Source organism: Paenibacillus sp. FSL H7-0703, from assembly GCF_038003485.1.
GTDB lineage: Bacteria > Bacillota > Bacilli > Paenibacillales > Paenibacillaceae > Paenibacillus > Paenibacillus polymyxa_B.
The window spans coordinates 1,531,347-1,557,548 of sequence record NZ_JBBOPF010000001.1 but is presented as its reverse complement, the minus strand read 5'-3'; the positions used below and the strand labels follow the sequence as shown (position 1 = coordinate 1,557,548).

Here is a 26,202-nt window from a genome sequence, read left to right as displayed (position 1 = left end):
ATTAGGCATGAGTGAGGATGAAAACCTTTTTCATACTTATTATTCTGCTGTAGAATCAGTTATAGAAAAAGCTAGCGTTCAGATCCCAGCGTCTTATTTAACTTCAGATACAAAATGGGGCTTGTTTAATGGATTTTCTTCTAGACCTATGATGCCTATCGCAGCTATAATGCTATTTTCCAAAGAAGTGCTAAAAGAGGATGCACGCCTCATCCAACAACTAAAAGTATCGAAGGATGATATTAGGATACTAAAACTCTATAATATGATGGCAGTAACTTAACAATGTTTTGTTTTAATTAGGTTAATTAGGCAAGCGCTTTCTCGTTCTGTCCACTGTCATTGTTTACAATGCCTGAATAGTTGGTCGAATTATCATTTTACTCATAGATGTATCATCAGGATCATTTATTGCATTAGCAATAGCTTTGCAATCCGATCAGGATAAATGCTAAGTCTGCAATATGAATTATAATGGTTTATGAGAATATCTGAGTTAATTAAAGATGAAAAGTTTTTGGCAATCGAAAAAAATCCTGGCCTGCCTTATATAAAAGAAAACGACTACGTAGGATAAGTACTCGTTTTCTTTTGATTAAACTCCCTCGATATGTTTTAGTTTCTCACTTCATCTTCCAAAGAATGACTAAAAAGGTATCCAGCGACCTTAGAGATCGTCGGACACCTTTTGCTGTTCTTACGCTTCATTCCTTGATTCAACCTTGCGCTACGAAACGATTAACTTCTTCCAACGACGGCAAGGCTGCAATCGCTCCAACTTTAGTGCACACGATGGCGCCGACTTGATTGGCAAGTGTCACAAATTCCTGCTGCTGCTTCGCGTTGGAGGTAAATGCCCTAGGCTGACTCAGCTGGCTGATTTGATACAGCATTGCTCCGACGAAGGCATCTCCGGCACCAGTAGAGTCGATCGATTTGACAGCGATACTGCCGATTAACGAACGGGAGGCACCACTTGAGATGAGGGTTCCTTCTTTCCCTAAGGTAACTGCCACCGTCTTGGCTCCCAACCCATGCAAAAGATCCAATGAAGCATCGCGGTCAGCCAGCCCTGTAATGATGTTTAATTCCTCTTCGCTTACCTTTACCAAATCCGCATTGTGTATTCCTCTTCTGGACAGTGTGATAAATTCCTCCTGCCTGTCTTTCCAGAGGTCCCCCCGGTAATTGGGATCAAAGGAGGTGAATTGCCCGTTGGCCTTCGCTCCATCCAATAAAGACAAATACGCTTCTCGGAAAGGATCGGCGAGCAAGGCCGTTGCCGAGCCAAAATGCAGAATGGCTGCCTGCCGGGTCCATTCTCTATCAATGTCCTGCAGAGACAGTTGACGGTCAGCTCCGCGGTTGAACACGAAATCCCGTTCGCCGTTAGCGGCAAGGGAAACAAAGGCCAGTGTAGTCGGCGTTGACGGATCAAATAGGAGCATGGACGTATCCACATGCTGCTCATCCAACGTTTGCTTCAGGTACATGCCAAAGGGATCAGCCCCGACTTTCCCCAAGAATGACGCTTTTCCTCCGAGCTTGGCTACGGCTGCGCTTACATTTGCCGGAGCGCCGCCGGCCTGCTTGGAGAAATGCTGACCCTTGGCAAGATTAACATCAATATCCGTGCAGAAAAAATCAATGAGCAACTCGCCCACACAAAGAACTGTTCTGTCATTTTTCACTTTGATTCACCTCTTGGTAGATTTAGTTTAGAACAGGGGTCGAGTCTCGGTATACGATATCCGTTGCAACATGAGTCACTCGGTATGGCATGGTATTGTCTTTGATTCTGGACAATAACATTTCGGCTGAAATAATACCCATCTGACTACTATAAATATGCACGGTTGTAAGATGAGGCTCGACAACCCGGGATTCCGAAGCATCATCGAACCCGCAAACAGCAACATCTTCCGGGACTTTAATCCCTTTGTTTTTCAAAGATTTGATCACGCTGATGGCAATGAAATCATTGGCGCAAATAAAGACGGAGGGACACTCCCTCAGGGCATCCAACTGCTGTTCCATCCAGTTCTCCTCTATAAAGAAGTTGCGGTCAGGCGCTACAATGCTAAGGGCAGGATCTACGGCGATTCCTGCTTCTGCTAATGCCTTATTAAATCCGGTCCAGCGTTCATTGAAGCTTTTGCAATGATTGTAATCGCCTACAAAACCGAAGCTTTCATAGCCATGATCGATCAATTTCCGGGTAACACAGTATGTGCTGTGTTCATTTTCCATTAATACCAGATCCGCCTTCAATTCTGGATACATCATATCCGCAGCGCAATCAATAAAAATGGTTGGGATGCAAAGATCTGTGATCAGCTTGCTGTATTCCTTGCTGAACATTTCGATGCAGAAGATGCCAGCCACATTCGAAGGTTCAAAATTGCCGGGTAGGGTCATTGAATTGATATCATTCTCACGAACAAAATAAATAGATAAAGTATAGCCCTGTTTGCTGATTTCCTTCTCCAGTCCGCTGATCAACAAAGATCCAAAGTGTGAGCTATTAGGAAGATTACAGGTCAAAAGTGCGATATTGCCTTGTTTTTCAGAAGCTGTTTCCATATAAGAAAATTGTTTGTATTTAAGCTCCATTGCTTTTTTGACCACCTTGTCCCTAGTAACGGCGGGAATACTCTCCACTCCATTAAGCGCCTTGGAGGCAGTGTTTCTGGAAATCCCCAAGGCATCAGCGATATCTTGTATCGTAACCTTTGACTTTCTCGTCATATTGTTCACCTTATTCTCCGAATTAAGATTCTTCATATTTCTAAATATATAGTATTTTCATGTTTTTAACAATGTATTTATTCAAATGAACAATAAAAGTTTACGTTTGTTTATTTATATTGTGTATTTTTGATGGATTTTTGCTAAAAACATTATAATTATCTTGAAATAAGCTTTTTGAATGAATTTTTCACCCGAAATATATTGACTAATTAAATGTACATCTGCTAAATTGTAAGAGTAAAATATGTTCAAATGTAAATTGTAAGCCCATTCATTTTGGGAATGTGTAAAATTCTCGTTCTGTTGGAGGTGTGGATATTACAAGCAAGTATTTGAAAAACATCTTGGTTAATTATGTCAGAGGGATGACATAACATGGCTTATATTTTGTGTCGTATAACAAGCCGTGAACAGTAGGAGGGAAAAAATTGGCAAATTCGATCGTTCAAAAAAGGGGACTAAAGGCTTCAGAAACAAAAAAAAGAAACCATTGGTTAAGCTATATGCTTCGAAATTATATATTGTATTTGTTTTTGCTTCCGTCCATAATTCTTACCGTCATTTTCAAGTATGTTCCCATGTACGGCTCGATCATTGCGTTTAAAAATTTCAGCCCAAGAAAAGGCATCCTCGGCAGCGAATGGGTTGGATTTGAACATTTTCAGCGTTTTCTTTCATCACCAAATTTTTATGACATTTTAATGAATACGCTTAAATTAAGCGCTTACGGTCTTATTCTCGGCTTCCCAGTACCAATCATTCTGGCCTTAATGCTAAATCTGGTCAGAGGAGCGAAGTTCAAGAAGAATATTCAGCTTATTGTATACGCACCTAACTTCATCTCGGTTGTTGTTGTTGCCGGTATGCTGTTTGTTTTTCTATCGCCAGCTGGAATAGTGAACGCTTTGGTAACAACCTTCACCGGCAAGCCGATTGCTTTTATGACTGATCCTGCCTATTTCCGAACGGTATATATTTTGTCCGGTATATGGCAAACAGCGGGCTGGTCCTCTATCATTTATGTGGCCACCTTAGCCAATGTGGACCCGCAGTTGCATGACGCTGCAACAATTGATGGCGCTTCATTGATGAAGAGAATCTTCCACATTGATCTGCCAGCTCTTAAACCCGTCATGGCCGTCCTGTTCATTCTCGCTGCAGGAGGTATTATGTCGATCGGCTATGAAAAGGCTTACCTGATGCAGACGGCTCTGAACACACCTACCTCGGAAATCATCGCGACTTACGTATACAAGGTGGGGTTGCAATCCGGCGATTATGCTTATTCTACGGCAATCGGGTTGTTCAATTCCGTAATTAATGTATTCCTGTTGATTTTCGTAAATACCGTCGTCAAGAAGCTGAACGAAGGAGAAGGGCTGTATTAAAGAAGGAGGTATTTATGGATATTCATTACACCGGGAAGGACCGGATTCTGCTCATCATCAATTATATTCTACTTGGTTTGTTTGTTCTCGCTATTCTGTTACCGCTGGTTTATGTGGTGCTTTCGTCCTTTTTAACTCCAAATACCCTGATTACCAAAGGGTTTGCCATTACATCATCAGACTGGACACTCACGGGATATGCCAAAATCCTAAGCAACAGTGCCATGATCCGCGGTTTTTTTAATGCTATTTTTTATTCAGCAGCCTTTGCGTTCGCAACCGTATTATTTTCCGTCTTCGCGGCTTATCCGCTTGCGATTGAAGAGTTGGTAGGGAAACGGTCCATTATGATCTTTTTCCTGATAACGATGTTTTTCGGTGGCGGTCTGATTCCTACCTACCTGGTGATTAAGGATTTAGGCATGTTGAATACGGTCTGGGCCATTATTCTGCCCGGCTCGATCAGCGTATTCAATATTATTCTGGCAAAGACTTATTTCCAGGGACTTCCGAAAGAACTGTTCCAGGCGGCGAGTATAGACGGAGCTTCCGAGCTCAGTATTTTCTTTAAAATCGTCCTGCCGCTTTCCAAGCCTATTATTTTTGTTCTAGCTTTGTACGCTTTTGTCGGACAGTGGAATTCTTATTTCGACGCCATGATTTATCTGGATGATCCGAAGCTGTTTCCGCTTCAACTAGTACTGCGCTCCATTTTGATACAGAATCAGGTTCAGCCCGGCATGATTGCCGATGCGATGGCACAAGCGGAGCTTAAGAAATTGTCTGAAATGATTAAGTACTCTGCCATTGTCATATCAAGTTTGCCTTTGATTGTCATGTATCCATTCTTCCAGAAGTATTTCGAAAAGGGTGTCATGGTAGGTTCGATCAAATAACAAATCGGGGGAATAGAGATGAAAAAAACATTACTAACCTTGTCTGTGTTGGTACTTTCTACTTCACTGCTTGCCGGATGTGGAGGTTCAGGCAATAATTCTGCGGCATCCGAAGATTACAAGCTGGAAAATGTTACTCTGCCGCTTAAAGAGAAAGTTACTTTGCATTTTATGACTCAAAGCTCGCCGCTGGCACCTTCCGATCCAAATGAAAAGTTGATTTATAAAAGACTGGAAGAAAAAACAGGGGTGCATATCGATTTTACCAACTTCACCTCCGATTCCTTCATTGAAAAAAGAAACCTTGCTGTTGCCAGTGGAGATCTTCCAGATGCCATACTGGATGCCGGATATTCCGATTACGATTTGTTGAATCTCGGAAAGGATGGAACTATTATCCCTTTAGAGGATTTGATTCAAAAATATATGCCGAATCTGCAGAAGGTATTGAAGGAAGCACCTGAGTACAGATCCATGATAACCGCACAGGACGGGCACATTTATGCCTTTCCTTGGATTGAAGAACTGGGTTCTGAGAAGGAGAGCATTCATTCTGTAAACGACATGCCATGGATCAATGTGGAGTGGCTGAAAAAGCTGGGACTTAAAATGCCAAAAACCACCGAGGATTTAAAAAAAGTTCTGCTCGCATTTAAAAATGGCGACCCTAACGGAAATGGCCAAGCGGATGAAATCCCGCTGTCCTTTATGCTCAATAACGGCAATGAGGACCTGAATTTTCTGTTCGGATCATTCGGTCTTGGGGACAACGGCGATCATACGGTAGTGACCAATGAGGGGAAAGTGGTCTTCACTGCCGATCAGGATGGTTATAAAGAGGGGATTAAATATCTTAATGAGCTGTATAAGCTGAACCTGATCGACGAAGAGTCATTCGAGCAGGATTACAATACGTATCTGGCCAAAGGCCAGAATGAAAAATATGGTCTCTACTTTCAATGGGATAAGGCGAACATCTCAGGAGATAACGATAAATATGAATTGATGAATCCGCTCGCCGGGCCAAGCGGTGAAGTCAATGTGACCCGCACGAACAATCTCGGCTTTGACCGGGGGAGAATGGTGATCACCAGTGACAACAAAAATCTTGAGCTTACGGCAAAATGGATTGACCAACTGTATGATCCTATCCAGTCCGTACAGGACAACTGGGGCACCTACGGCGACAAAACTCAGCAGAACATTTTTGAATACGATGAAGCGAGTCATATGCTGAAGCATCTTCCGCTTAAGGGAACGGCCCCTGTCGAGCTGCGACAAAAAACGAATATCGGCGGTCCATTGGCAATTCTTGACGAGTATTACGGAAAAGTAACGACCAAGCCCGATGATGCAGTGGGACGGCTTAAGCTTATAAAGGAAAGACTCGTTCCTTATATGAAGGCTGACCATAATTTCCCGAAAGTCTTCTTCTCGCTGGAGGATCAGAAGCAGATCTCCACATTGGAAACCGATTTGTTTGCTTACGTTAACCGCAAGCGGGCGGAATGGATCAAGACGGGTAAAGTGGAAGAAGAATGGGCCGAATATAAAGCCGAGCTGTCCAGACTGGGGCTAGATAAATGGCTGGAAATCAAACAAAAAGGCTATGATAGATATCTTAAAGATCAAGGCTGAGACATTTAAATGGTAGTATCTCAAATTCATTTGCAAACGAGCAAGCTCAAATTATTATGTTAAATACCTTATCAACAATCAAGAGGAGAGCGGATACTATGAAAGAATTAAACCTAACGGACGACTATAGCGGCAGAAAGAGAAAAAGTAACTATAGTGAGACGTACAGGCCTCAATTTCATTATTCACCGGAGAAAAATTGGATGAACGATCCCAACGGCATGGTTTACTTTGAAGGAGAGTACCACCTGTTCTACCAGCATACCCCCCATGATACGCAACCTGATTTTGGCAACATGCATTGGGGGCATGCGGTAAGCAAGGATCTAGTGCATTGGACTGAGCTTCCACCGGCAATTCCACCTGGGGAGGACGGAGCGATCTTCTCGGGGAGTGCGGTGGTGGATAAGAACAATACCAGCGGATTTTTCGACGAGGAAGGATCAGGATTGGTTGCCATTTATACGAATGAGGGCAACAAGGCTCAGCCTGGAAAGCCGCAGGTGCAAAGCATTGCTTACAGCAAGGATAAGGGTCGAACCTGGACAAAATATGAAGGTAACCCGGTTTTATTTCCAACGGACACGCTAGACTTTCGTGATCCGAAGGTGATTTGGCATGATGAATCATCAATGTGGATCATGGTTCTTGCCGTAAGGGACCGTGTAGAATTTTACACATCTCCAAACCTGAAAGAATGGTCTTTTGCAAGCGAATTCGGTTCCGACATTCCGCATATCCACCGAGGGATATTTGAATGTCCTGATATATTTCGAATCCAAGTGGATGAGGATTCTAATACCACGAAGTGGATTCTGATGCTAAGCGTCGGGGATAGAAATGGTGTGAATCCAGACGATCCGGAACCACCGGCAGGCGGTTCTGGCATGATGTATTTCGTAGGCAGCTTTGACGGTAAGTCGTTCACGCCAGATGAAGCGTTGGAATCTATCGATACTATCAAATGGGTAGACTATGGATCAGACTTTTACGCGGCCGTGTCCTGGAATGGCATTTCGAACGAAGACGGACGGAAAATTTGGATCGGCTGGATGAATAATTGGCGTTATGCTACCACGCTTCCTTCAAAGGAATGGCGTGGCAAGACATCAATTCCCCGGGAGCTACAGCTAAGGACTTACCCGGAAGGACTTCGCCTAATTCAAACACCCATAAATGAATTAAGTCAGCTAAGAAAACCGATTTTGTCTCTGCAAGATTTGACGATTAAGCCAGGTATGAACGTGTTGTCTGATATTTCCGCAGCCAAGGCAGAAATTATTGCAGAATTTGAAATCGGTACTGCCGTGGAATTCGGGTTTAAAGTACGGAAGTCCGCCAATCAAGAGACGATCATCGGATATAATATCTCGAATGAGGAATTGTTCGTCGATCGGACGAAGTCGAGCGCCACTGATTTTCATTCCGATTTCACAGCAATACACAAGGCCACTATGAAGCCAGAGCATGAGAGGATACAGTTGAGCATTTATCTGGATTGGTCAAGTGTCGAAGTCTTCGGAAATCATGGAAAAGCAATCATTTCAGACATGATTTTCCCGGACTTCGAAAGTAAGGGTCTAGAACTCTACGCCATTGGTGGAGAACTAAGGGTCGTGTCGCTTCAGATCAATGATCTGGTAAGCATTTGGGGAAATGAGAATGTTTAGACGTTAACTATTGATATCATTCAAATTTTAATTATCTCACGAAGGAACTCATTGAGTAGCGAGTGTCAAATTGATTTTTCAATTTGACACTTTTTTATATTGGATAAGATAATGAGTTTGTGTAAGCTAGATAGCAATAAGTCTGTTAAGACTTAGTTGTAGATTCATGTTCGAATGAACCTCTCTCGATTAAATTGTGTATTCTTCTTATATAGACTTTTGGATACAAGGAGGCAACATCCGTGGATTCAATGCAGCATATTATTGGCTCTAATTTGGCCCAAATCAGGAAGACTAGAGGATTAAGTTTGGATAAGGTGGCTGAACTGACAGGGGTCAGCAAAGGGATGCTGGCTCAGATTGAGAAGGGGAAATCCAATCCTACGGTAACAACCCTTTGGAAAATTGCGAACGGTTTGCATGTATCCTTCTCCACCTTTCTCAAAGAAGACCCGCCGCAAATCACGAAGATTCGGAGGGAAGACCTGCATCCAGTTATTGATGAAGACGGTAACTATTTTGTCTACCCTGTATTCCCGTATCACGCTGAAAAGAAGTTTGAGGTGTTCACGGTAAGCCTGAAGCCAGGCTTTACACACCAGGCAGAGAAGCATCTGGGAGAGGAAACGATTCTCATGATCCGTGGGGAAATGTACTTTGAAATGCAGGGGCAACAGCTCAAGCTGAGTGCAGGGGATGCCGTGCAATTTCAAGTATCTGACATACATACCTACCGCAATGATTCGGAAGAGGATGCCGATTTTTATGTATTGATTTATTATGCGGATTAGTGGGATGATTAGCATAGTCTAAAACAGGCTTCCACATCAGGATTTTGCAAAATCCTGAGATATAAAAAGAGAGCAACGAGGAAAAGAGAGGAAAGAACCCATGGAAAGCAAGTACATCCGAGAAACCTACTGCTTCAAGACGTCCCGAGTATTTCCCAACGATATCAACAATCATAACACGCTCTTCGGCGGCCGATTGATGTCGTATATCGACGATATCGCATCTATTGCAGCTGCTAAGCTGTGTCGTACGAACACAGTTACAGCCTCTACGGATTCGGTGGATTTTTTGCTACCTATCCATCCGAGTGATTCTGTCACGCTGGAAGCGTTCGTAACTTGGACAGGCCGTAGCTCGATGGAGGTGTTCGTAAAGGTAATTCGTGAAGGACTGATGACTGGCGACCGAAAAATCGCAGCCACCGCCTTCCTGACCTTTGTGGCATTGGACGAGAACAACCGTAAAGTGACCGTGCCGCAGGTGATTCCAGAAACAGAAGAGCAGTTACAATTGCACCAGACGGCTCCATCACGCGCAGCCATACGGCGTCAGCGGAGGGAAGAAAGCAAGCAGCTGGCTAATTTTCTGACAACAGATTATCCGTGGGAACTGTAACGTACTAGAGATTATCAATTTAATCGTTTTACGTAAAAGGAGCCGTCTTTTCCGTTAGCAGTCGACCATGATCTGCTTGGAATACGGCTCCTTTTGAAAATAATTTGAGCTATTCTACTTTAACTACACGGAAATGCTGATTTGTCCCACCGTTATCGCCCCATTGAATGGCTTTAGCTCCATCGGCGGTGGCGCCTTCAGAAATATCGATCAGTTTGCCGGTTGCCCGATTTTTCAGCTTGTAATAACCACCGGTTACGGATACTAATTGCCAATGCTGACTGGACCAGCCTCCGTCGCTCCACTGCTCAATAACTGTACCGTCTGCTGTCGTACCGCTTTCAACACCAATTAGCTTTCCGCTGTTGCGGTTCATAATTTTATAATATCCGCTGCCTGCATCCTTGAGCTGCCATTGCTGGTTTGCTGCCTCGGAATTTGCACGCTGCTCCAGATCTGCGCCGTCCGTCGTTGCATTGCCAATAATGCTTAGTGGCTTATTGCTCTTGCGATTCACTAGCTGATAATAGTCATCCGGATCAATGGCAATTGGCGTCGTTATCCCCTCGACCACACCACTGGCGGTGTCAATATTAATGCTGTCGAACCAATCCATGGCTAATGAAGTCGCTGTTGGAAAACGCAGTGGCAACCATACATATTGAGAATCCTGCACAGGACCGCTCCACGCACCCGCCCAACGGTCGCCCAAATACAGGTATGAAGTTGTCTGGGCACCTTCAACAGGGATCACGTAAGCCGACTGTGAACCATATGTCGTACCATCCCCGAAGTTTATCGTATTACTCCAGGTTCCTTCAATGCTGGATGCAGTAGCATACTTGGCCTGATTGGGATTCCAGCCCGTTGCCCCGGATGTAATCAGGAAGTAGACGTCTCCTTTTTTGAACATCGCCGGAGCTTCACGATATTGTCCAGGCCAAAGTGTAGTCACCAGCGATTCAACTTGCAGAAAATCCGGTGTCAGACGATAAATGTTCAGATCTGCGTTTACCCGGGTAGCCGAAATGAGGTAAGCTGTACCGTTATCGTTGTATACGGTCATATCGCGCGAATCGTAATCCAGAGGACGGAAGCTGCCCTGATACGTGTAATCGCCGTCCACCGTATCGGAAGAGGCGACAGCCACTCGGGCCTCGTTGTAATTAACCCCATTCTCCTTGTGCATCCATAATACGTATTTACGTGTTTTTTCATTATAAATCACTTTCGGACGTTCAATATTCGAAACATTCAGCTCTACGGCGGAGCTGCTGGTCAGTACGTTTTTACGAAACTCCCAGTTTTTTAAATCAGAGGAACGGTAGGCGGATACCGCCTTGAACGTGCCGTTGGGATTACGATTTTCACCAAACCAATAATAGTAACCGTCTACTTTAATCATACCACCCCCATGGGCATGGACCACGTTTCCATCTGTATCTTTAAACTGAATGCCATTCACAACATTCGCTGAAGCGGCTGAAGCGATCTTAGGTGAAAACATCTGAAAAATGCTCAACGTCAGCAAAATAGAGAGCATAATACACAGCAAGCGGGCAAAATCATATTTCATTGTTTCGTCCTCCTCTGTATGTGTTATTTTAAAGCGCTTTCATTAATGGACTCTATGAAGTAGTTTTAATAGAGCTACTTATCCCAATTGTATCCATATTGAATTGAAAGTGCTAGAGTAGTATATTGACCATGTACACGGCACACGCCATCCATATCTAACAGACTTCCATCGAACGGTGAGTGTTACAAACTGGCTGATATTCATTAGGTATACAGGAGGCAACCATGAAAATATACGCGATTGATACGAGCAAGCCGGAGGCTGAGGAGCATTACGAATCACTGGTAAATCAGGTTTCGCTGGAAAAGCAGCACAAGTTAGATCGTTTTTTACATCGGGAAGATGCTTTGAGAGGCTTATATGCCGATGTGCTGCTAAGATGGTTGGCCTGCCGGCAATTGAAGGTATCTAATGCCAGTCTTCAATTTACATACAATGCATTCGGTAAGCCTTCCTTGATCAATGCACCCACATTCCATTTTAATGTTTCTCACTCGGGAAAATGGGTGGTATGCGCTATTGATGATCACCCGCTTGGAATTGACATTGAACAGCTCCGTCCTATTGATTTTGAGGTAGGTAGAGTGTGCTTTTCAGACACAGAGTATAATGCGTTAATGCGTCAGGACGCAGACAGCCGCTTATCGTATTTTTACGATCTATGGACGCTTAAGGAAAGCTTTGTCAAGGCCGAGGGGCAGGGACTAACCCTACCGTTGAAGTCTTTTTCATTTGAGCTAAAGGCACAACCATTCATAGGCTTCACGACAGAGGGCTTTACCACCGAGTATTGTCATTTTAAGCAGTATGAGCTGGATCAGGATTATAAAATGGCTGTCTGTGCAGCTCATGACCAATTTGCCCAGCAGGTGCAGCAGATAGATATAAATACACTGCGCTTGGAAGTGGCAACATAGGCGTAATATGAAGTGGATATGCGTATAGTTGAAAAAAGGAGATGAGTGGCGTTGACATTCGTTTTGTTCAAGCACGGCCGGTTGTATGGGGAGTGGGCTTCCAAAGGAGACTCCATCGTTGTACAGCATGGACGGATACAGGCTATCGGGTATGCTCGGGAGCTTGAATTACAGTTGTCCGGTAAGGAATATGAAACTGTGGATTGGGAAGACGCCTATGTACTGCCAGGCTTAACCGATTCACATATGCATTTGTCTATGCATGGTATGAAGCTGGCTATGCTGGATTTAACATCAGCTACCTCCAAGGAAGAGATGCTGGCTATGCTGCGCAAACGGGTCGCTGTAACACCGCCGGGAGAATGGATTTTAGGACTCAACTGGAATGAAAATGCGTTTATTCCTGTTGAAATACCGGATATAGCCGAGCTGGATGCCATTACAGATCAGCATCCGGTATATCTCACTCGTACGTGCTTTCATACGTTCTTGGCCAATTCAGAGGCATTTCGACGTGCGGGTATTAACGAGGACACCCCTGACCCGGCTTCGGGAGCCTATGGGCGAGATGCAGATGGACGGTTGAACGGATTGATTTATGAGGAAGCATCCTTTGCCTTTACTAGCGTGCAGCCAGAGCCGGATTATTCGGTTAAGAAGGATATGATTCGGCGGGCTTGTACGGATGCGCTGAGGCTTGGTTTGACTGCTGCGCACACAGAGGATTTACGTTTTTTGGGCAGCGTGGAGACGATGCAGCGAATTTACAGGGAGCTGAGGGAAGAAGGTCTTCCTTTTCGCACACACCAGCTCATCTATCATCCATTTTTGGAAGAAGCGAAAGTGCAAGGGCTGCGTGCAGGTACCGGAAATGAGTGGTTTAAAATCGGTGCGATAAAAATGTTTGCCGATGGCGCTATTGGTGGAAGAACGGCATTATTATCCGAACCTTATAGTGATGCTCCACATACCTGTGGAATGGCGATCCAACCGCAGCCAGAGCTGAATCAGATGGTGGCTGCGGTCAGAGCCGCAGGCTATCCGGTGGCTGTGCATGCCATAGGGGATGGGGCGGCGCACATGATTTTGACAGCGATGGAGGCTCATGCGCTCACGGAGGAAAGCGGTTTGCCAGACCGCCTGATCCATGGACAGGTGCTTAGGGGTGATTTGGTCAAGAGAATGGCGAAGCTGCCGCTGATCGTGGACATCCAGCCCCGTTTTGTCGCAAGTGACTTCCCTTGGGTACTGGATCGGGTGGGGAAAGAACGGACTGAATATTTATATGCCTGGAAAAAGCTACTGGAAGCAGGCATTCCATGTGCTGGAGGTAGTGACGCGCCGATTGAGCCGTTAAACCCTTTTCTTGGTATTCATGCGGCAGTGACTCGTGCCAAGCCGGAAGAAATGCATGAGGGCTATCTTCCCGCTGAAAAGCTGGATGTACATGAAGCCATTCATTTGTTTACCACAGGAAGCGCAGTAGCAGCCGGTGAGGCTGATGAAAGAGGGACGATAGCTGAAGGGAAAGCCGCTGACTTTACAGTCATTGACCGTGATGTATCGGAAAGCCCGCAAGCTTTACTTGATGTTAAGGTACGAATGACAGTTGTAAACGGGAAAGTTGCATATCGGTCATAGGCTGGGGATAAGTATATATGCCAAAAGCCTTCAACTTCACTTTTCATGTGAGGTTGAAGGCTTCGTATTTTATAAACCACGCTGTATAAATCGGTCTGCGTTTTTTACACTGGACCACAGATCAGAGCTTGCTCCGCCCGGATACCAGTAGGCGAAGCCAGCAAACCCAGCATCCTGTCCCAAGCGATACTTACGAGTGAAGGATCGTCCTTCCTCGAGCCACAGCTTATGAAGCTGCGTGTCCTTGTAAGACACGGTATACTGCTGAATATCCTCATTCCAGATTGGTTTGGAGCCGGAACGGGATACGAGCTGGTTTTGCTGATCTAGTGAAATATCAGAGGAAGCGATTGACTTTCCGCTAGCGTTAAGCGTCCAGTTCCGTGTAAATAATGGCAACGCCAAGATCGCTTTCTCCGGATGGGTGGTTTGTACAAAACGCCGCACGCTTTCACGGAGCCATGGCAGTGAGGACACAGAGCCGGGGATCGAGCTACCTCCCCAATGCTCGTCATATCCCATCAGGATCAGATAGTCTGCCGCAGCGCCAAGCTGTTTATAATCAAACGCGGCAGTCCAGTCCGTTCCGTAATCAGGGGATACACAAATCGCCAGTACCGTATTCTGACTCTTCAACTTAGCTTTTAATTGTTGGACGAACAATGTTAAATTGGCACGATCCTGACCATCTACATTTTCAAAATCAATGACAAGCCCGTTAAAACCGTATACAGATACGGCATTAGCAAGCTGAGTTATAGTTGTATTTCGTAGAACCTCACTGGACAGAATTTGGTGCGTCAGTGCCAGGTTGGAACGGTTGCCTACCATCGCCCAGATATTTTTATGATGCTGTTTGGACCAGGCAAGCAGCGACGAATTGGTATAATCGCTGATAATACCTGTTTCATTTAGAAAAAACCAACGTGGTGATAGGGTGTTGATGTTCGATTGGAGCACCGTATTTTCAAACTGCTGAACGGTTTGATCATATTGCCAGCCTATTCGGATGGAAGAAGCGGTGGAAGCAGTTTGGTTAGCATGCTTTGTTGAATACGTTAGCAGTCGTTCCAGCAATACTGCTGTTTCTTCACGGGTCAGAGAGGATGCAGGACGGAAATAGTTACTTTCACCTTTCATAAAGCCGTAACGATTTACGGTGGTTACCGCATTAAGGGCCCAATCTGCAATTTCGCCAGTATCTGTGAAGGAGGAAGTAGCATCTCCTGATCCGCCCGAAGAGCGGATGAGACGTGCGATCATCAAGGCCGCTTCTTGACGGGTTATAGGACTATTAGGTTGGAATGTGGCAGACGTTCCCCCCTGAACGATATTGAGTTGAGAAGCCGCTTCAATCCATCCATAGTACCACGTCTTTTTGGCAACATCTCGGTAGGAGGAAACGGCCGCTTGTACAGGCTCCAGACCGAGTGTACGGTCCAGTGCGGTAACCCATTCGGCTCTGGTAACAGCCTTTTTAGGAGAGAAGTAACCAGGTTGTGTACCGTTCAAAATTCCTTTAGCATGCAGGGAAATAATAGACTGATAGGCATAGCTGTGTGCAATATCTTGGAACGTAGCACCGGATGCTGCTGCTGGAGCAGCTAAGTATGAAGTGAATGTTGTGAATATTGTGATGGCTGCAGTTGCTGAAAGGGTGAGCCTGGTTAACCAACGTGATCGTTTGGAACTCATACCAAATAACCTTCTTTTTTATGATAGATTGTAGACTCATATATCGTTACTCGACGAATAATACTATCAAAAAGAGGAAGGTTATTCATTGCTAAATTGCTGGAAAAACACCAAAAAACCCGCCACCTACGCGGCAACGGGTTTGATATTGGATAAACTATGCTTTTTTGGCATACATAATACCGATGGTCTGTGGACCACAATGACTGGAAATGACACAGCCTGCTGTAGTTAGCAGTACCTCTTGTGCGTTCGTTTCTTCTTTCAAGCGAGCTTGCAGCATCAGCGCATCATCCTCGGCCAAAGCGTGCACGACAATAATGATATCGTTATCCATTTGATCTCGTTGATTCAGTGCATTTTGCAGCATCTGATCCAAAGCTTTTTCACGTTTGCCGCGGACTTTGTAGGCAGGCGTCATTTTTCCGTCAATCACTTTGATCACCGGACGAATTTTGAGCAGACTGCCGATCAGGTTTTGCATGCCTGAACATCTTCCGCCTTTATACAGGTATTCAAGTGTATCAATGACAAATTCCGTGTCTATTAGCGGCCTGGTTTTCGTCAACATGTCTACAATCTGCTCTATCGTATTGCCGTTGGTTGCCGCACGAGCAGCTTTCATCACAAGCAGGCCAAAGCCGCACGATAAATTCAAGGAATCAAAAACCGTAACGCGGCCTTCCGGAAATTCAGAGGCAGCGAGTAGCGCATTCTGGTACGTAGATGATAGCTCGGAAGACAGACTGATATATAAAATGTCGTCCCCTTGTTCTATGTAGGGCGCAAAGGCTTGAATAAAATCCGACGGAGAAGGTGCGGCGGTACGCGGTAAATGTCCCTCGCGGCTTACACGTTGAAATAATTGTTCCGGGTGAATGTTCACCCCATCCTGCAATGCCTCATCACCAAATACTGTATACAATGGCACAATGCTAATCTCGTACTGTTGACGCCAGTGAGCAGGAACATCACTGGTACTGTCGGCAAAAATTTTAATTTTGTTCATACATTGAATCCTCTCTGTGTGATGCAGAAAAATTATAAAGATTGCACGGAGGAAGGATAGATATCCGCTGTGCTATTTGGAACGGAAAGGCCGATGGCCAGAAGAGCAATAAAGCCTACAATAATAAGTGCATTAATGATTAAGCCTGTAATAGCAAAGGTTTTCTTACGGTTTTTTAACGCAATTCCAATGATACCGACCACAAGTCCGCTACAATTCAGCAACAGGCTGCCTAAAAAAATAAAAGGAAGCAGTACCGTTCCGGTTTGCTGTAGAGCGACTTCCGGGTTCAACGTTTGGTATTGGCTGAAATGAGCCAGCAGATTAATGACCATAATAGCCAGAATAATATATCCGATCAGGCTGACAAGCGACATAATAAAAGAAGCAATTCCGGGACCGGAATGTTTGAGCTTGACCGGAGGCTGAAACACAGGAGCTTCTGAAAAAACAGGGTGCTCCTCAGACGCAGCAGGTTTTTGCAAATTAGGATCTTGGTAACTCATTTTTTCCACTCCTTGAACATAGTCCGAACAGGTACTAATTTTCCACAAAATAAACAAAAAAGCAAGCCATCCTACACATTACCCTTCAAAAGGCAGGGTCTAATCATCCGATTCTGTATGCGGTCTGTTCACACACGCTGGCTGGTAAACTTCATACGGTTTCGATAAAATAAGAAGAACATTCGGCTAAAAGGATGAGATGAAAAGGAGTACACAAACATGCAACGAAAATGGATATTTGTGGGATCTATAATGATGATGTTGGCGGTAGCCATTGGAGCGTTCGGGGCACATATTGTGAAAGCCCGGATCGACGCGGATGCTTTGGCCGTGTATGAAACAGGTGTGAAATATCATATGATTCACGCTGTCGGTTTGCTGATCATTGCGTTGGCTGCCGGACAGTGGGGTCCTTCCAACCGTTTAAGATGGGCAGCGCGTCTGTTATTGACAGGTATCATTTTGTTTTCTGGTAGCTTGTATGTGCTAAGTTTGACCGGAATCCGTGTGCTGGGGGCTATTACCCCTCTAGGAGGCGTGTGTTTTATTGCAGGATGGATATTGCTGGCATGGGCTGCCATGGGTCTGAAGAAAGAGGATTAGAGTTCTTTTCGGATAATGCAAAAAAAGAGAATGGACAAGAAAGACGTCATGTTTTTCCTGACCGTTCTCTTTTTTCATGCTTCGTTTTTTTGTGAAGTATTTACATTTACGATGTGATTTCATCGATCTCATTCATTTTAAAGGAGTACACTTGCTTCTCATCCACATGATACACACTCAGCAGGCTATTATCATGATCCAGATTGAGGATGCGGCAAGGAATGCTGCGCTGTCCGCCATAGCGGTTCACGATTAACCGTACAAGCGTATTATCATGTATATAGCGTTTGATCCATTCATACGTACTAAGGTCTTGTTGTGTTGCAGGCTTTGGCTGTACGTGGGATTGTTTGATCTCTTGAACGACTGGTGGCTTGTTCGTAATTGCGGCTGATTTCTTTTTAGAGAATTTTTCCGCGAGCGTAGCGGCTGCATCAGATGGGCTATTCACGGCTGACTGTTTTTTTAGGTACAGTGCAGCTTCAATTAAATTGCCAAGTTCGATACCGGATTGAATCCGGCTATCCGCAATTTGCTCATTTTGGCTCAAGAGATTAAGCAGGAACTGAAGGGCCTCAACGTTCGAACGGCCTTTAACTAATACATCTACATTAAATAAATAACTGGTTTCGTCTTGATTTGATTCCTTTTTCATACATCCTCCAGCCCAAGCCATGGGTAATTAGTCTTTTATAGTACCTATCAATATATCATTAAAACGTAATCTATCATAGTGCCTAAGGCCCTGTTGTTGGATATTAACAAAAATAAAATCTATATAAAGCCCTATGCGTAAAATTTTCTCAGATAAGCAAAGCCAGAGTTACATATACAGAGAATAAAGGAGGTAGGGGGTGAAATCAAGTAATTTAAATTTTAAATATATTACAGTGGAAAAATATAACGAAGCAGTCTCATCCATCCAGAAGAAAAGTAAAATCCCCCTTAATGAAGGGGGACTTGGCCTATCAAAAACATGATAAATTATAGTAAGCGCAATTAAAGCAATTTTATTTTCGATTAAACTCATACATTTCACCTACAAGCACTTCGTTGATGGCATACCTGAAATCTTCCTTTGTTGGGGATTCGGCCGCTTCCTTTAATATAGAAAAAAAGCCTTTAGGATCATACAGACGAAGTGGGGAAAAGAAGGGTCCATGTGTCAACGGCCAATCGCCCTCAACAGTAGAGGCAATTTTAAGAAGAATGTCTGAACTACAGACGTTCACCTCAGCTTTCCAGGGGCCCGCCGACCATTCATGGCTAAATTCTACAGGGCCGTCTGATTCACTCAGTACGCAAAACATTTCAATGTCCGAAAAAGGGCCGTCAGTACCTTTGGCAACAGATCCATAGATCCCTATAGCCAGAATTTTGTCTCTGTATACTTCATGTAACCTCGCAGCTATTTCGTGGCAAGTCTGAAGTCTCTCACTTCGAGAAATGTTGACAGGTCCATTCATGTCCATTAGTGATCTCCCTCTGCTTCCTACGGTCTTAGTGATTTGTCCAATTTACGGATTTGCCATTCAGCGAGGGCTTAATTTCACTTGTGAGCCCTTGCCGCCCGTCTGGATTCCAGTATCCTTGACTCCAGCTTCCTTCAGATCGACTAGTAACCGCTCTAGTACCGCTTTGGCGACAGGTGCTTCTTTTGCACCAGACGCTTTAACGACCAACTGCACCGGTTTGCCGGAACGAAGATGTTTGTCTGCCTGACGCAGCTTCGTGTCGTAATCATGCTCCTCAATATGAGCAGTGAAGCGAAGCTCCTTGACCTTTTCTTTGCCGCTGTTTCTTGCGGCTCGACCGACATTCGTTTTGCTTGCTGCGGCTTCTTTTTGCGCCAGCGCTTTTCCTTTGCCCTTTGCGACCAAACTACAGGGCGGTGGACTGCTCATCAGTGAAGTGCAGACCAGGTCCACCCCTTGGGATCGGGCCAAGGCCAAGGCCTCTGACTTGGAGACAACGCCGAGCTTCTCCCCTGCGAGTCCAGTGAGTACCACTTCGTCAGCTTTAATTTGCTCGTTGATTAATACTGCCACGTAAATGTAGCCTCCCTTAAACAATGATAAAGCTATCATATACGGAACCTGTTTGCGATTCAATTTTAGATTTATCCGTATTGACAAAAGTCACTAAGCCCTATAATCTTTTACTGATAATGATTATCATTTTCCAATGCAATATACATACAGGGGTGATTGAGAGAAATGAAAAAGATGTTGAATAGCCTATTATTATTTGTAGTTTTGACTATTGTATTGGCGGGCTGCGGTACAGCTGGGGATAGCTCGAAGACGGAAGGTACTGCAGGGTCTGAGCAGACATCCACAACGGCTGGTCCGGTTACGGTTAAGGACGACCACGGGGAAGTCAAACTGGACAAGCCAGCGGAACGTGTCGTGGTACTCGAATGGACGTTTACCGAGGACCTCATTGCACTTGGCGTACAGCCGGTCGGCAATGCAGACAATGAAAACTACAAGCTGTGGGTAACACCGGAGGCGAAGCTGGCTGATACCGTAACTGATATCGGCACACGGGGCGAACCGAATCTAGAAGCGATTGCGGCGCTCAAGCCGGATCTTATTATCTCTAACGCCGATAACAATGCAGCGATCTATGCGCAGCTTAAAGGAATTGCACCAACGATAGAATTCGATCCTTACAAGGGGAACGGCTATGATTACGACCGTATGGTCGAAATTTTCAAGCAAGTGGCTGTAGCTACCGGTAAAACGGAACAGGCTGATAAGGTCCTAAGCGAACTTGACCAGCACTATGTAGATGCAAAGGCTACATTGGAGAAGGCGGGCAAAGCAGACTTTCACTATGCGCTGACACAGGCCTTTACAGCTCAAAATGCTGCCAGTCTACGAATGTTCAAAGAAAATTCGGTTGTAGTGGGAACGCTTGCGAAAATCGGCATGGTGAACGACTGGAAGTCGGACAAGACCGAGAAATACGGATTTAGTACCGTTGGCATTGAAGCTCTTCCAGCTGTACAGGACAGTAATTTTATCTATATTACACAAAAGACGGACGATGTATTTGGAGCCGCGATGAAGAACAACTCGGTATGGAACGGACTAAACTTTGTCAAAGAAAAACGGACCTACCCACTGGATGGTACAACATGGACGTTCGGCGGCCCAATCTCATCCAAAGTACTGGTTGATCAAGTAGTCGGAGCTCTGACGAAATGACCCGAACAGGCACAACGGGTTTATCGAAGACTTGGCGTGTAGGAAGCATCTTTGGGGGCGGATTGATCGTCCTCATCGTGCTTTTTTTTGTAAGCTTGTGTTATGGAGAGGCTTCAATCCCGCTGCATACAGTAATTGAGGCGTTGACCCAGCGTCAGGATACGCTTGATCATAACATGGTGTGGGATCTCCGGATGCCGCGTACGGTCATCGGAATCCTGGCTGGTGGTGCGCTGGCCATCGCCGGTGCTCTGCTCCAGGCCATCACCAAAAATCCGCTGGCGGCTTCTGATACACTAGGAATTAACGCTGGTGCCTACTTTGTGGTCGTCCTTGGCGCGGTGATGTTTCCCGGATTGCTGCACCAGGCGCCGTTTCTATTTGCCGCTGTCGGCGGCCTGCTTGCAGCGGTACTCGCTTACTTCATGGGCGGGGGACGAGCTGGAAGTCCAATTCGGTTGGCGCTTGCCGGCTTGATTGTATCCATGGTTCTTGGCTCGTTTACCGGAGCTTTGCATATCTTTTATTCATTTGAAACCCAGGGACTGTTTCTCTGGGGTTCTGGCTCGCTTGTGCAAAACGACTGGAGCGGGACGACTTACGCCTGGCCCTGGGTCGTAGGACTCTCGGTCATTGCCGTTCTTTTGTCAAGGCAGTTTGATGTTCTGGATCTGGATGAGTCCACATCCACGTCACTCGGGCAAAAGGTTAGCTTGACCCGGGCGGTGGGAATTGTATTAGCTGTCCTGCTGTCAACCATTACAGTTAGCGTCATTGGACCCATTGGTTTTGTGGGTTTGGTAGCTCCGCATTTGGTTCGCTTAAGCGGTCTAAAAATGCATCGCTGGGTGCTGCCTGGTTCCTTCCTGTGGGGGGCATTACTGTTGACCGGCGCTGATGTGCTGGCGAAAATGGTTCACCAATCAAGCATGGATCTGCCGACCGGAGCAATGATGGCTTTGATTGGGGCTCCTTGGTTAATTTGGTTGATTCTGTGGAAGATGAAGCTGCCTTCTGGTATTAGTGGACAATCTTCAATGAACATAGGTGTACGCTCTCGGAAATTACCGTATGGCAGGCTGGTCATGTTGCTTGGGGGCGGTGCTGTGCTGTTGACCGTATTCAGCCTGATGTTTGGAGGAATGCGAATTCCGGTCGGCGATTTGTTGTCCGGCCTGTTCGGCGGTGAGAACGCAAATTCGGCTTTGCTGCAGTTTAGAATTCCGCGCACGCTGGTGGCAGCCGGGGCTGGTATCGCGCTTGCGGTCAGCGGTGTCTTGATCCAATTAGCTGTTCGTAATCCCTTAGCGGATGCCTCGATCATTGGTGTTTCTTCAGGGGCTGGCTTTGGTGCGCTTGCAGTGATTATCGTTTGGCCTGGGCTGCCTGTTTATATGCTGCCCATCGCGGCGATTGCCGGAGCGACGGTGTCGGCGGCGGTGATCTTCTTTTTATCATGGAACAAGCACCTAAACCCGTCTGTGGTCATCCTACTTGGGATTGCTGTATCAGCGATCGGAGCAGCCGGCATCCAGGTACTGATTATCCAAGGCTCGCTTTGGGGCAGCACAGGCTATATTTGGCTGACCGGCAGTACCTACGCTCGAAACTGGGGGCAGGTGATGACGATTCTGGCCTTTCTGCTCGTGTTGTTGCCAATAGCCTGGTGGCTAGCTCGCCGCTTCGATCTTTTGGTATTTGACGATAGCAGCGCGATGGGACTGGGACTTCCGGTGCGCCGCACCCGGCTGCTGGCCATGGCAGTGGGTGTGCTGCTGGCGGGCGGAGCGGTGGCCTGTGTGGGTACAGTTGGCTTCATCGGGCTGATTGCTCCGCATATCGTGCGTACGCTGATCGGGCACCATGTACGCCGCTCCATCGTTCTGTCGAGCATCTTGGGAGCGGTAATGCTGGTGCTGGCTGATACGATTGGCCGGACAGTGCTTGCGCCGACCGAAATTCCTTCCGGATTGCTGATCGCACTGATCGGTGCTCCGTATTTCCTGTACTTGATGTATCGCTCCAATAAGAGTAAGTCAGTGTAGTTGAATATGTACTTGAACAGGCTGCTTCCCAACGGATTTTCCGTGGGAAAGCAGCCTTTATTATTTATTTTTCTACGTAATCATTGGACTTTATATTTACAAATCTAATAAAATAGATATAATGTTTTATATGGAACCGTCACTGATTTATAAAGCATTGTCAAACGAAACTCGTCGTCTAATTATGCTGTGGTTAAAAAAACCAGAAGAGTTTTTTGATGAACAGGCTTATCTAAAACAAGGGCTTAATTTTCAAATTGGTGTATGTGTGGGAGATATTCAGGCTAAAGCGGGACTTGCGCAGTCTGTGATTTCAAGTTATTTATTAACGATGCAAAAATCCGGTTTGTTAGAGTCTGAGCGTATTGGGAAGTGGACGTACTATCGTCGGAATGAAAAAACAATCCGGGAATTTGCCGAGTACGTTCAAAAGGAACTATAAACTGAAAGGAGGTTTTTTTTCACATAACATATCTACAAATCTATATATATAATTAAATTGGAGGCTTATACTTAAAATGAAAAAGGTTAACCCGTTACTTATTATCATTCTGGCTTTAGGCGTATTCGGCATTATTACAACGGAAATGGGGATTATAGGCGTTCTCCCTCAAGTAACCCAAAAATTCCATGTATCAGCTGCCCAGGCTGGTTGGCTCGTCAGTATTTTTTCTTTAGTTGTTGCCATTTCAGGTCCGTTCTTGACCTTACTCGTTTCCGGCATGAATCGTAAAGTCATTCTATTAACCGCTGTATTCAGTTTTGTCATTTCTAATATTGTCTATGCCTATACCACTCATTTTGAGGTCATGCTCATTTTTCGTGTTCTTCCTGCTATTTTTCATCCTGTCTTTTTTTCGGTCGCTCTCGTGACTGCATCGCATCTTGTCCCCCCTGAAAAGAGTAGTAAAGCCGTCACCAAGGTTTTCGCTGGAATTACAGTAGGATTTGCGTTTGGCGTGCCTTTGACTTCCTATCTTGCTGAAAAGATATCGTTAGAAGCTGCTTTCTTGTTTGGAGCTGTCGTAAGCATGATTGCATTTGTGGGAATACTCGTATGGCTTCCTTCCCTGCCTGTTCAGGAAAAGATGTCTTATGGCAAACAGCTTGGTATATTACGTAAACCTCAATTGTGGTTCAACATTGTGACTGTTATTTTTATCTTTGCAGCTATGTTTTCGGTGTATAGCTATTTTGCCGAATATCTTGGAGAAGTAACTCTTATGAACGGGTCATGGATCAGTATGATGTTGATGGTATTTGGAATCGTCATGATTTTTGGAAACTTTTTATTTGGAGGATTATTACATAAAAATCTGACCAAGACCGTCATCATGTTCCCATTGCTATATATGGTCATTTACGTATTCACTTATGCTCTGGGGGCTTCTTTCCTACCGATGATTGTGGTTGTGCTCATTTGGGGGGCCGTGCATTCCGGGGGGCTTATTATTAGTCAAACATGGTTAACCACTGAAGCGAAAGAAGCTCCAGAGTTTGGTAATAGCCTGTTTGTCTCATTTTCTAATCTAGGTATTACGATGGGAGCTGCTATAGGCGGCTGGTTTATCTCTCACTTGGGAATACACCAGCTCATCTGGAGCGGAATGATGTTTGCACTGCTAGCGTTCGTATCTATGATTATAAAAATAAAATTGTTCAATTCGAATGCAACGGAAGTCAACGTGCGTTAAAATATGGAGAGATATTAGAAGAGTACTCTAGAAGATGATGACCATAAAATGATGCATGGGGTGATGTTGATTGAATTTCGTATGGACTTCGATCTTAATGACATTCGTAATCGTTATCGGGATCTTGGCGTTGCTCATCTGGGGAGTGATATCCTTAATTAAGCGTTTTCGCTAATCGCAATGAAGGGGTAGACATCTCTATGTGTTGAATTTATATTATCTAACTGGGAGGAATAGATGAATATTCGAATGTATCACGATCTGGAGGCTCAATTGGAAGAGGAAATTTGGGCTCTTGGTGAGGAAGCAGCTCATATACTCCCATTAGATAGCAACTTAGCTGAGGAAAAAGCACAGAAGGCCTGGGATCTAATACCTGAACCTAAGCATACATGGGGGATTACAGGTGTAACCTTGCATCAATACGTTCAAATTCTCAATTATAACGGGCATACTCAGCGATCAGTAGAGCTTTTAAATGAGGAGATTTTAGATTTGGAAGGTACAGGGTACCGGATTATACATGCTGAACCTTATATTCAGATGGCGGAAACACTTCTTCATCAGAGCAATCCTGTATTAGCTCATGAATATCTCCAGAAGGCATACTTGATTGGAAGTGCAAGAGCATTTCGGGACCAGCCCAAGCTCTATCAAGAAATGGGGAAAAGTAAATCTCTGGATGAACAGGATATACTACTTCAATTTGCGGCGTTGGATGTGAACGCCAAACTTCTAAGTGATTTAGAGGATAATCAATAACCAATGTAATGGTCCTATACAGTCCTAGACAAAATGCCGATTTGGATACGTACAGACAATGGGCTTATCAATTGTTTATGAGGAGGACGATTGCATTGAAATTAAAAGAAGTGCTTTTAGGCACCCACAGTTTCGAAGCGATAAAAGCTTTTTACGGCTCTCTCTTGGATTTGCAGGTTGTGGAGGAAAACCCTTCGCGGTTGTCTTTTCAAGTAGGGGAATCGGTTCTTGCTTTTCAGGAATCCTCCCACATGGAAAATGAATTTTATCATATTGCGGTTACGATTCCAACGAATAAATTCATAGAAGCAAAACAGTGGATAATCGACCGTGGGATTTCATTGATTTCAAGACCCCAAGAAGATGAGTTTTTTTTCGAAAACTGGAATGCAACAGCGCTTTACTTCTATGATCCAGATCATAACCTTGTCGAGTTCATCGCTCACCATACACTCAACAACGCAGTCACTGAAGCTTTCGGGCCCAACTCTATACTTCGTATAAGCGAGATTGGTCTTCCGGTCGATGATGTTCCAGAGGTATCTAGAATAATTACCGAAACGTTCCAACTTCATTCATGGGGAGGGGCTGGACAGAAATTCGCGCCGCTAGGGGATGTAGAAGGATCATTTATAGTCATAGACAAGCAACGGCCTTGGTTTCCTGATGATAGGCTTCCGACCGTGTTCAGCATCAGTGTCTTGTTTGAAGGTCCATACTCTGCCAGTCTTTCACTGCATAATGGTCTGTATAAGTTGAGATCAAACTGATTTAGAGCTTCCCCGGATT

25 protein-coding genes and 1 pseudogene are annotated in these 26,202 nt (G+C 45.0%); 17 read left to right on the top strand and 9 right to left on the bottom strand.

The features are described from left to right. Nucleotides 1-7: 7 nt before the first annotated feature. On the top strand, nt 8-283 hold the full coding sequence (locus MHB46_RS06495; RefSeq protein WP_341161886.1) for a hypothetical protein: 276 nt from the start codon (nt 8-10) through the stop codon (nt 281-283). Nucleotides 284-716: 433 nt separating this feature from the next. Here the strand turns inward: MHB46_RS06495 and MHB46_RS06490 are convergent, their stop codons facing one another. Both MHB46_RS06490 and MHB46_RS06485 read right to left on the bottom strand, forming a co-directional pair. Next, a complete protein-coding gene (locus MHB46_RS06490) occupies nt 717-1,691 on the bottom strand; it encodes a carbohydrate kinase family protein (RefSeq protein ID WP_341161885.1) in 975 nt (324 codons plus the stop codon). Between the two features lie 22 nt (nt 1,692-1,713). Next, the gene (locus MHB46_RS06485; RefSeq protein ID WP_272640283.1) at nt 1,714-2,748 is read right to left on the bottom strand and encodes a LacI family DNA-binding transcriptional regulator; all 1,035 of its coding nucleotides are present in this window, start codon (nt 2,746-2,748) and stop codon (nt 1,714-1,716) included. Between the two features lie 506 nt (nt 2,749-3,254). Between MHB46_RS06485 and MHB46_RS06480 the strand changes: the two genes are divergently transcribed. The 6 genes from MHB46_RS06480 to MHB46_RS06455 all read left to right on the top strand — a co-directional run bounded on the left by MHB46_RS06480 (nt 3,255) and on the right by MHB46_RS06455 (nt 9,750). Next, nucleotides 3,255-4,139 carry an ABC transporter permease gene (locus tag MHB46_RS06480; RefSeq protein ID WP_230584986.1) on the top strand — a complete coding sequence of 295 codons (885 nt, stop codon included), beginning with the start codon at nt 3,255-3,257 and terminating at the stop codon, nt 4,137-4,139. A 14-nt stretch (nt 4,140-4,153) separates the two neighbouring features. Then, on the top strand, nt 4,154-5,035 hold the full coding sequence (locus tag MHB46_RS06475) for a carbohydrate ABC transporter permease (protein WP_013309484.1): 882 nt from the start codon (nt 4,154-4,156) through the stop codon (nt 5,033-5,035). An 18-nt stretch (nt 5,036-5,053) separates the two neighbouring features. After that, nucleotides 5,054-6,673: an ABC transporter substrate-binding protein gene (locus MHB46_RS06470; RefSeq protein ID WP_341161884.1), complete on the top strand. Its 1,620-nt coding sequence runs from the start codon at nt 5,054-5,056 to the stop codon at nt 6,671-6,673. Nucleotides 6,674-6,771: 98 nt separating this feature from the next. Next, nucleotides 6,772-8,343, top strand: a complete 1,572-nt coding sequence (locus MHB46_RS06465) for a glycoside hydrolase family 32 protein (RefSeq protein WP_341161883.1) — start codon at nt 6,772-6,774, stop codon at nt 8,341-8,343. A 242-nt stretch (nt 8,344-8,585) separates the two neighbouring features. Next, nucleotides 8,586-9,134, top strand: coding sequence for a helix-turn-helix domain-containing protein (locus tag MHB46_RS06460; protein WP_039269838.1), 549 nt, complete (start codon nt 8,586-8,588; stop codon nt 9,132-9,134). A gap of 100 nt (nt 9,135-9,234) precedes the next feature. Further along, on the top strand, nt 9,235-9,750 hold the full coding sequence (locus tag MHB46_RS06455; protein WP_165176065.1) for an acyl-CoA thioesterase: 516 nt from the start codon (nt 9,235-9,237) through the stop codon (nt 9,748-9,750). A 109-nt stretch (nt 9,751-9,859) separates the two neighbouring features. On the opposite strand, the gene MHB46_RS06450 is transcribed toward MHB46_RS06455, so the two are convergent. Beyond that, on the bottom strand, nt 9,860-11,326 hold the full coding sequence (locus tag MHB46_RS06450) for an RICIN domain-containing protein (RefSeq protein WP_165176063.1): 1,467 nt from the start codon (nt 11,324-11,326) through the stop codon (nt 9,860-9,862). Nucleotides 11,327-11,553: 227 nt separating this feature from the next. Here MHB46_RS06450 and MHB46_RS06445 point away from each other — a divergent pair, with 227 nt between their 5' ends. Beyond that, nucleotides 11,554-12,246: a 4'-phosphopantetheinyl transferase family protein gene (locus MHB46_RS06445; protein WP_341161882.1), complete on the top strand. Its 693-nt coding sequence runs from the start codon at nt 11,554-11,556 to the stop codon at nt 12,244-12,246. A 51-nt stretch (nt 12,247-12,297) separates the two neighbouring features. Continuing rightward, nucleotides 12,298-13,887, top strand: a complete 1,590-nt coding sequence (locus MHB46_RS06440; protein ID WP_341161881.1) for an amidohydrolase — start codon at nt 12,298-12,300, stop codon at nt 13,885-13,887. A gap of 69 nt (nt 13,888-13,956) precedes the next feature. Here the strand turns inward: MHB46_RS06440 and MHB46_RS06435 are convergent, their stop codons facing one another. From MHB46_RS06435 to MHB46_RS06425, 3 genes are all read right to left on the bottom strand, one after another. Continuing rightward, complete coding sequence (locus tag MHB46_RS06435) at nt 13,957-15,582, bottom strand: S-layer homology domain-containing protein (protein WP_341161880.1); 1,626 nt, start codon at nt 15,580-15,582, stop codon at nt 13,957-13,959. 157 nt (nt 15,583-15,739) lie between these two features. Then, the gene (locus MHB46_RS06430; protein ID WP_341161879.1) at nt 15,740-16,591 is read right to left on the bottom strand and encodes a DegV family protein; all 852 of its coding nucleotides are present in this window, start codon (nt 16,589-16,591) and stop codon (nt 15,740-15,742) included. Nucleotides 16,592-16,623: 32 nt separating this feature from the next. Next, nucleotides 16,624-17,097, bottom strand: a complete 474-nt coding sequence (locus MHB46_RS06425) for a hypothetical protein (RefSeq protein ID WP_069291559.1) — start codon at nt 17,095-17,097, stop codon at nt 16,624-16,626. A gap of 219 nt (nt 17,098-17,316) precedes the next feature. On the opposite strand from MHB46_RS06425, the gene MHB46_RS06420 reads away from it, so the two are divergent. Next, entirely contained in the window at nt 17,317-17,700 is a 384-nt protein-coding gene (locus tag MHB46_RS06420) for a DUF423 domain-containing protein (protein WP_025723972.1), read from the top strand. A 106-nt stretch (nt 17,701-17,806) separates the two neighbouring features. Here the strand turns inward: MHB46_RS06420 and MHB46_RS06415 are convergent, their stop codons facing one another. Further along, the gene (locus MHB46_RS06415; protein WP_103048183.1) at nt 17,807-18,355 is read right to left on the bottom strand and encodes a hypothetical protein; all 549 of its coding nucleotides are present in this window, start codon (nt 18,353-18,355) and stop codon (nt 17,807-17,809) included. 199 nt (nt 18,356-18,554) lie between these two features. On the opposite strand from MHB46_RS06415, the gene MHB46_RS06410 reads away from it, so the two are divergent. Next, on the top strand, nt 18,555-18,680 hold the full coding sequence (locus MHB46_RS06410; RefSeq protein WP_341161878.1) for a hypothetical protein: 126 nt from the start codon (nt 18,555-18,557) through the stop codon (nt 18,678-18,680). Between the two features lie 42 nt (nt 18,681-18,722). On the opposite strand, the pseudogene MHB46_RS06405 reads toward MHB46_RS06410, so the two are convergent. Both MHB46_RS06405 and infC read right to left on the bottom strand, forming a co-directional pair. Continuing rightward, nucleotides 18,723-19,172: pseudogene (locus MHB46_RS06405) on the bottom strand (kanamycin nucleotidyltransferase C-terminal domain-containing protein); the annotation flags it as partial. A 60-nt stretch (nt 19,173-19,232) separates the two neighbouring features. Further along, entirely contained in the window at nt 19,233-19,748 is a 516-nt protein-coding gene (gene infC / locus MHB46_RS06400) for a translation initiation factor IF-3 (protein ID WP_341161877.1), read from the bottom strand. 168 nt (nt 19,749-19,916) lie between these two features. Here infC and MHB46_RS06395 point away from each other — a divergent pair, with 168 nt between their 5' ends. The 6 genes from MHB46_RS06395 (at nt 19,917) to MHB46_RS06370 (ending at nt 26,183) form a co-directional block, all read left to right on the top strand. Continuing rightward, entirely contained in the window at nt 19,917-20,912 is a 996-nt protein-coding gene (locus MHB46_RS06395; RefSeq protein ID WP_341161876.1) for an ABC transporter substrate-binding protein, read from the top strand. After that, entirely contained in the window at nt 20,909-22,957 is a 2,049-nt protein-coding gene (locus tag MHB46_RS06390) for an iron ABC transporter permease (protein ID WP_341161875.1), read from the top strand. The genes MHB46_RS06395 and MHB46_RS06390 overlap by 4 nt, the downstream gene beginning before the upstream one ends. A 130-nt stretch (nt 22,958-23,087) precedes the next feature. Next, a complete protein-coding gene (locus MHB46_RS06385; protein ID WP_023987858.1) occupies nt 23,088-23,399 on the top strand; it encodes an ArsR/SmtB family transcription factor in 312 nt (103 codons plus the stop codon). Between the two features lie 76 nt (nt 23,400-23,475). Further along, nucleotides 23,476-24,651, top strand: coding sequence for an MFS transporter (locus MHB46_RS06380; protein ID WP_341161874.1), 1,176 nt, complete (start codon nt 23,476-23,478; stop codon nt 24,649-24,651). Between the two features lie 237 nt (nt 24,652-24,888). After that, nucleotides 24,889-25,413 carry a hypothetical protein gene (locus MHB46_RS06375; RefSeq protein WP_341161873.1) on the top strand — a complete coding sequence of 175 codons (525 nt, stop codon included), beginning with the start codon at nt 24,889-24,891 and terminating at the stop codon, nt 25,411-25,413. Nucleotides 25,414-25,508: 95 nt separating this feature from the next. Next, the gene (locus MHB46_RS06370) at nt 25,509-26,183 is read left to right on the top strand and encodes a VOC family protein (RefSeq protein WP_341161872.1); all 675 of its coding nucleotides are present in this window, start codon (nt 25,509-25,511) and stop codon (nt 26,181-26,183) included. Nucleotides 26,184-26,202 lie beyond the last annotated feature (19 nt).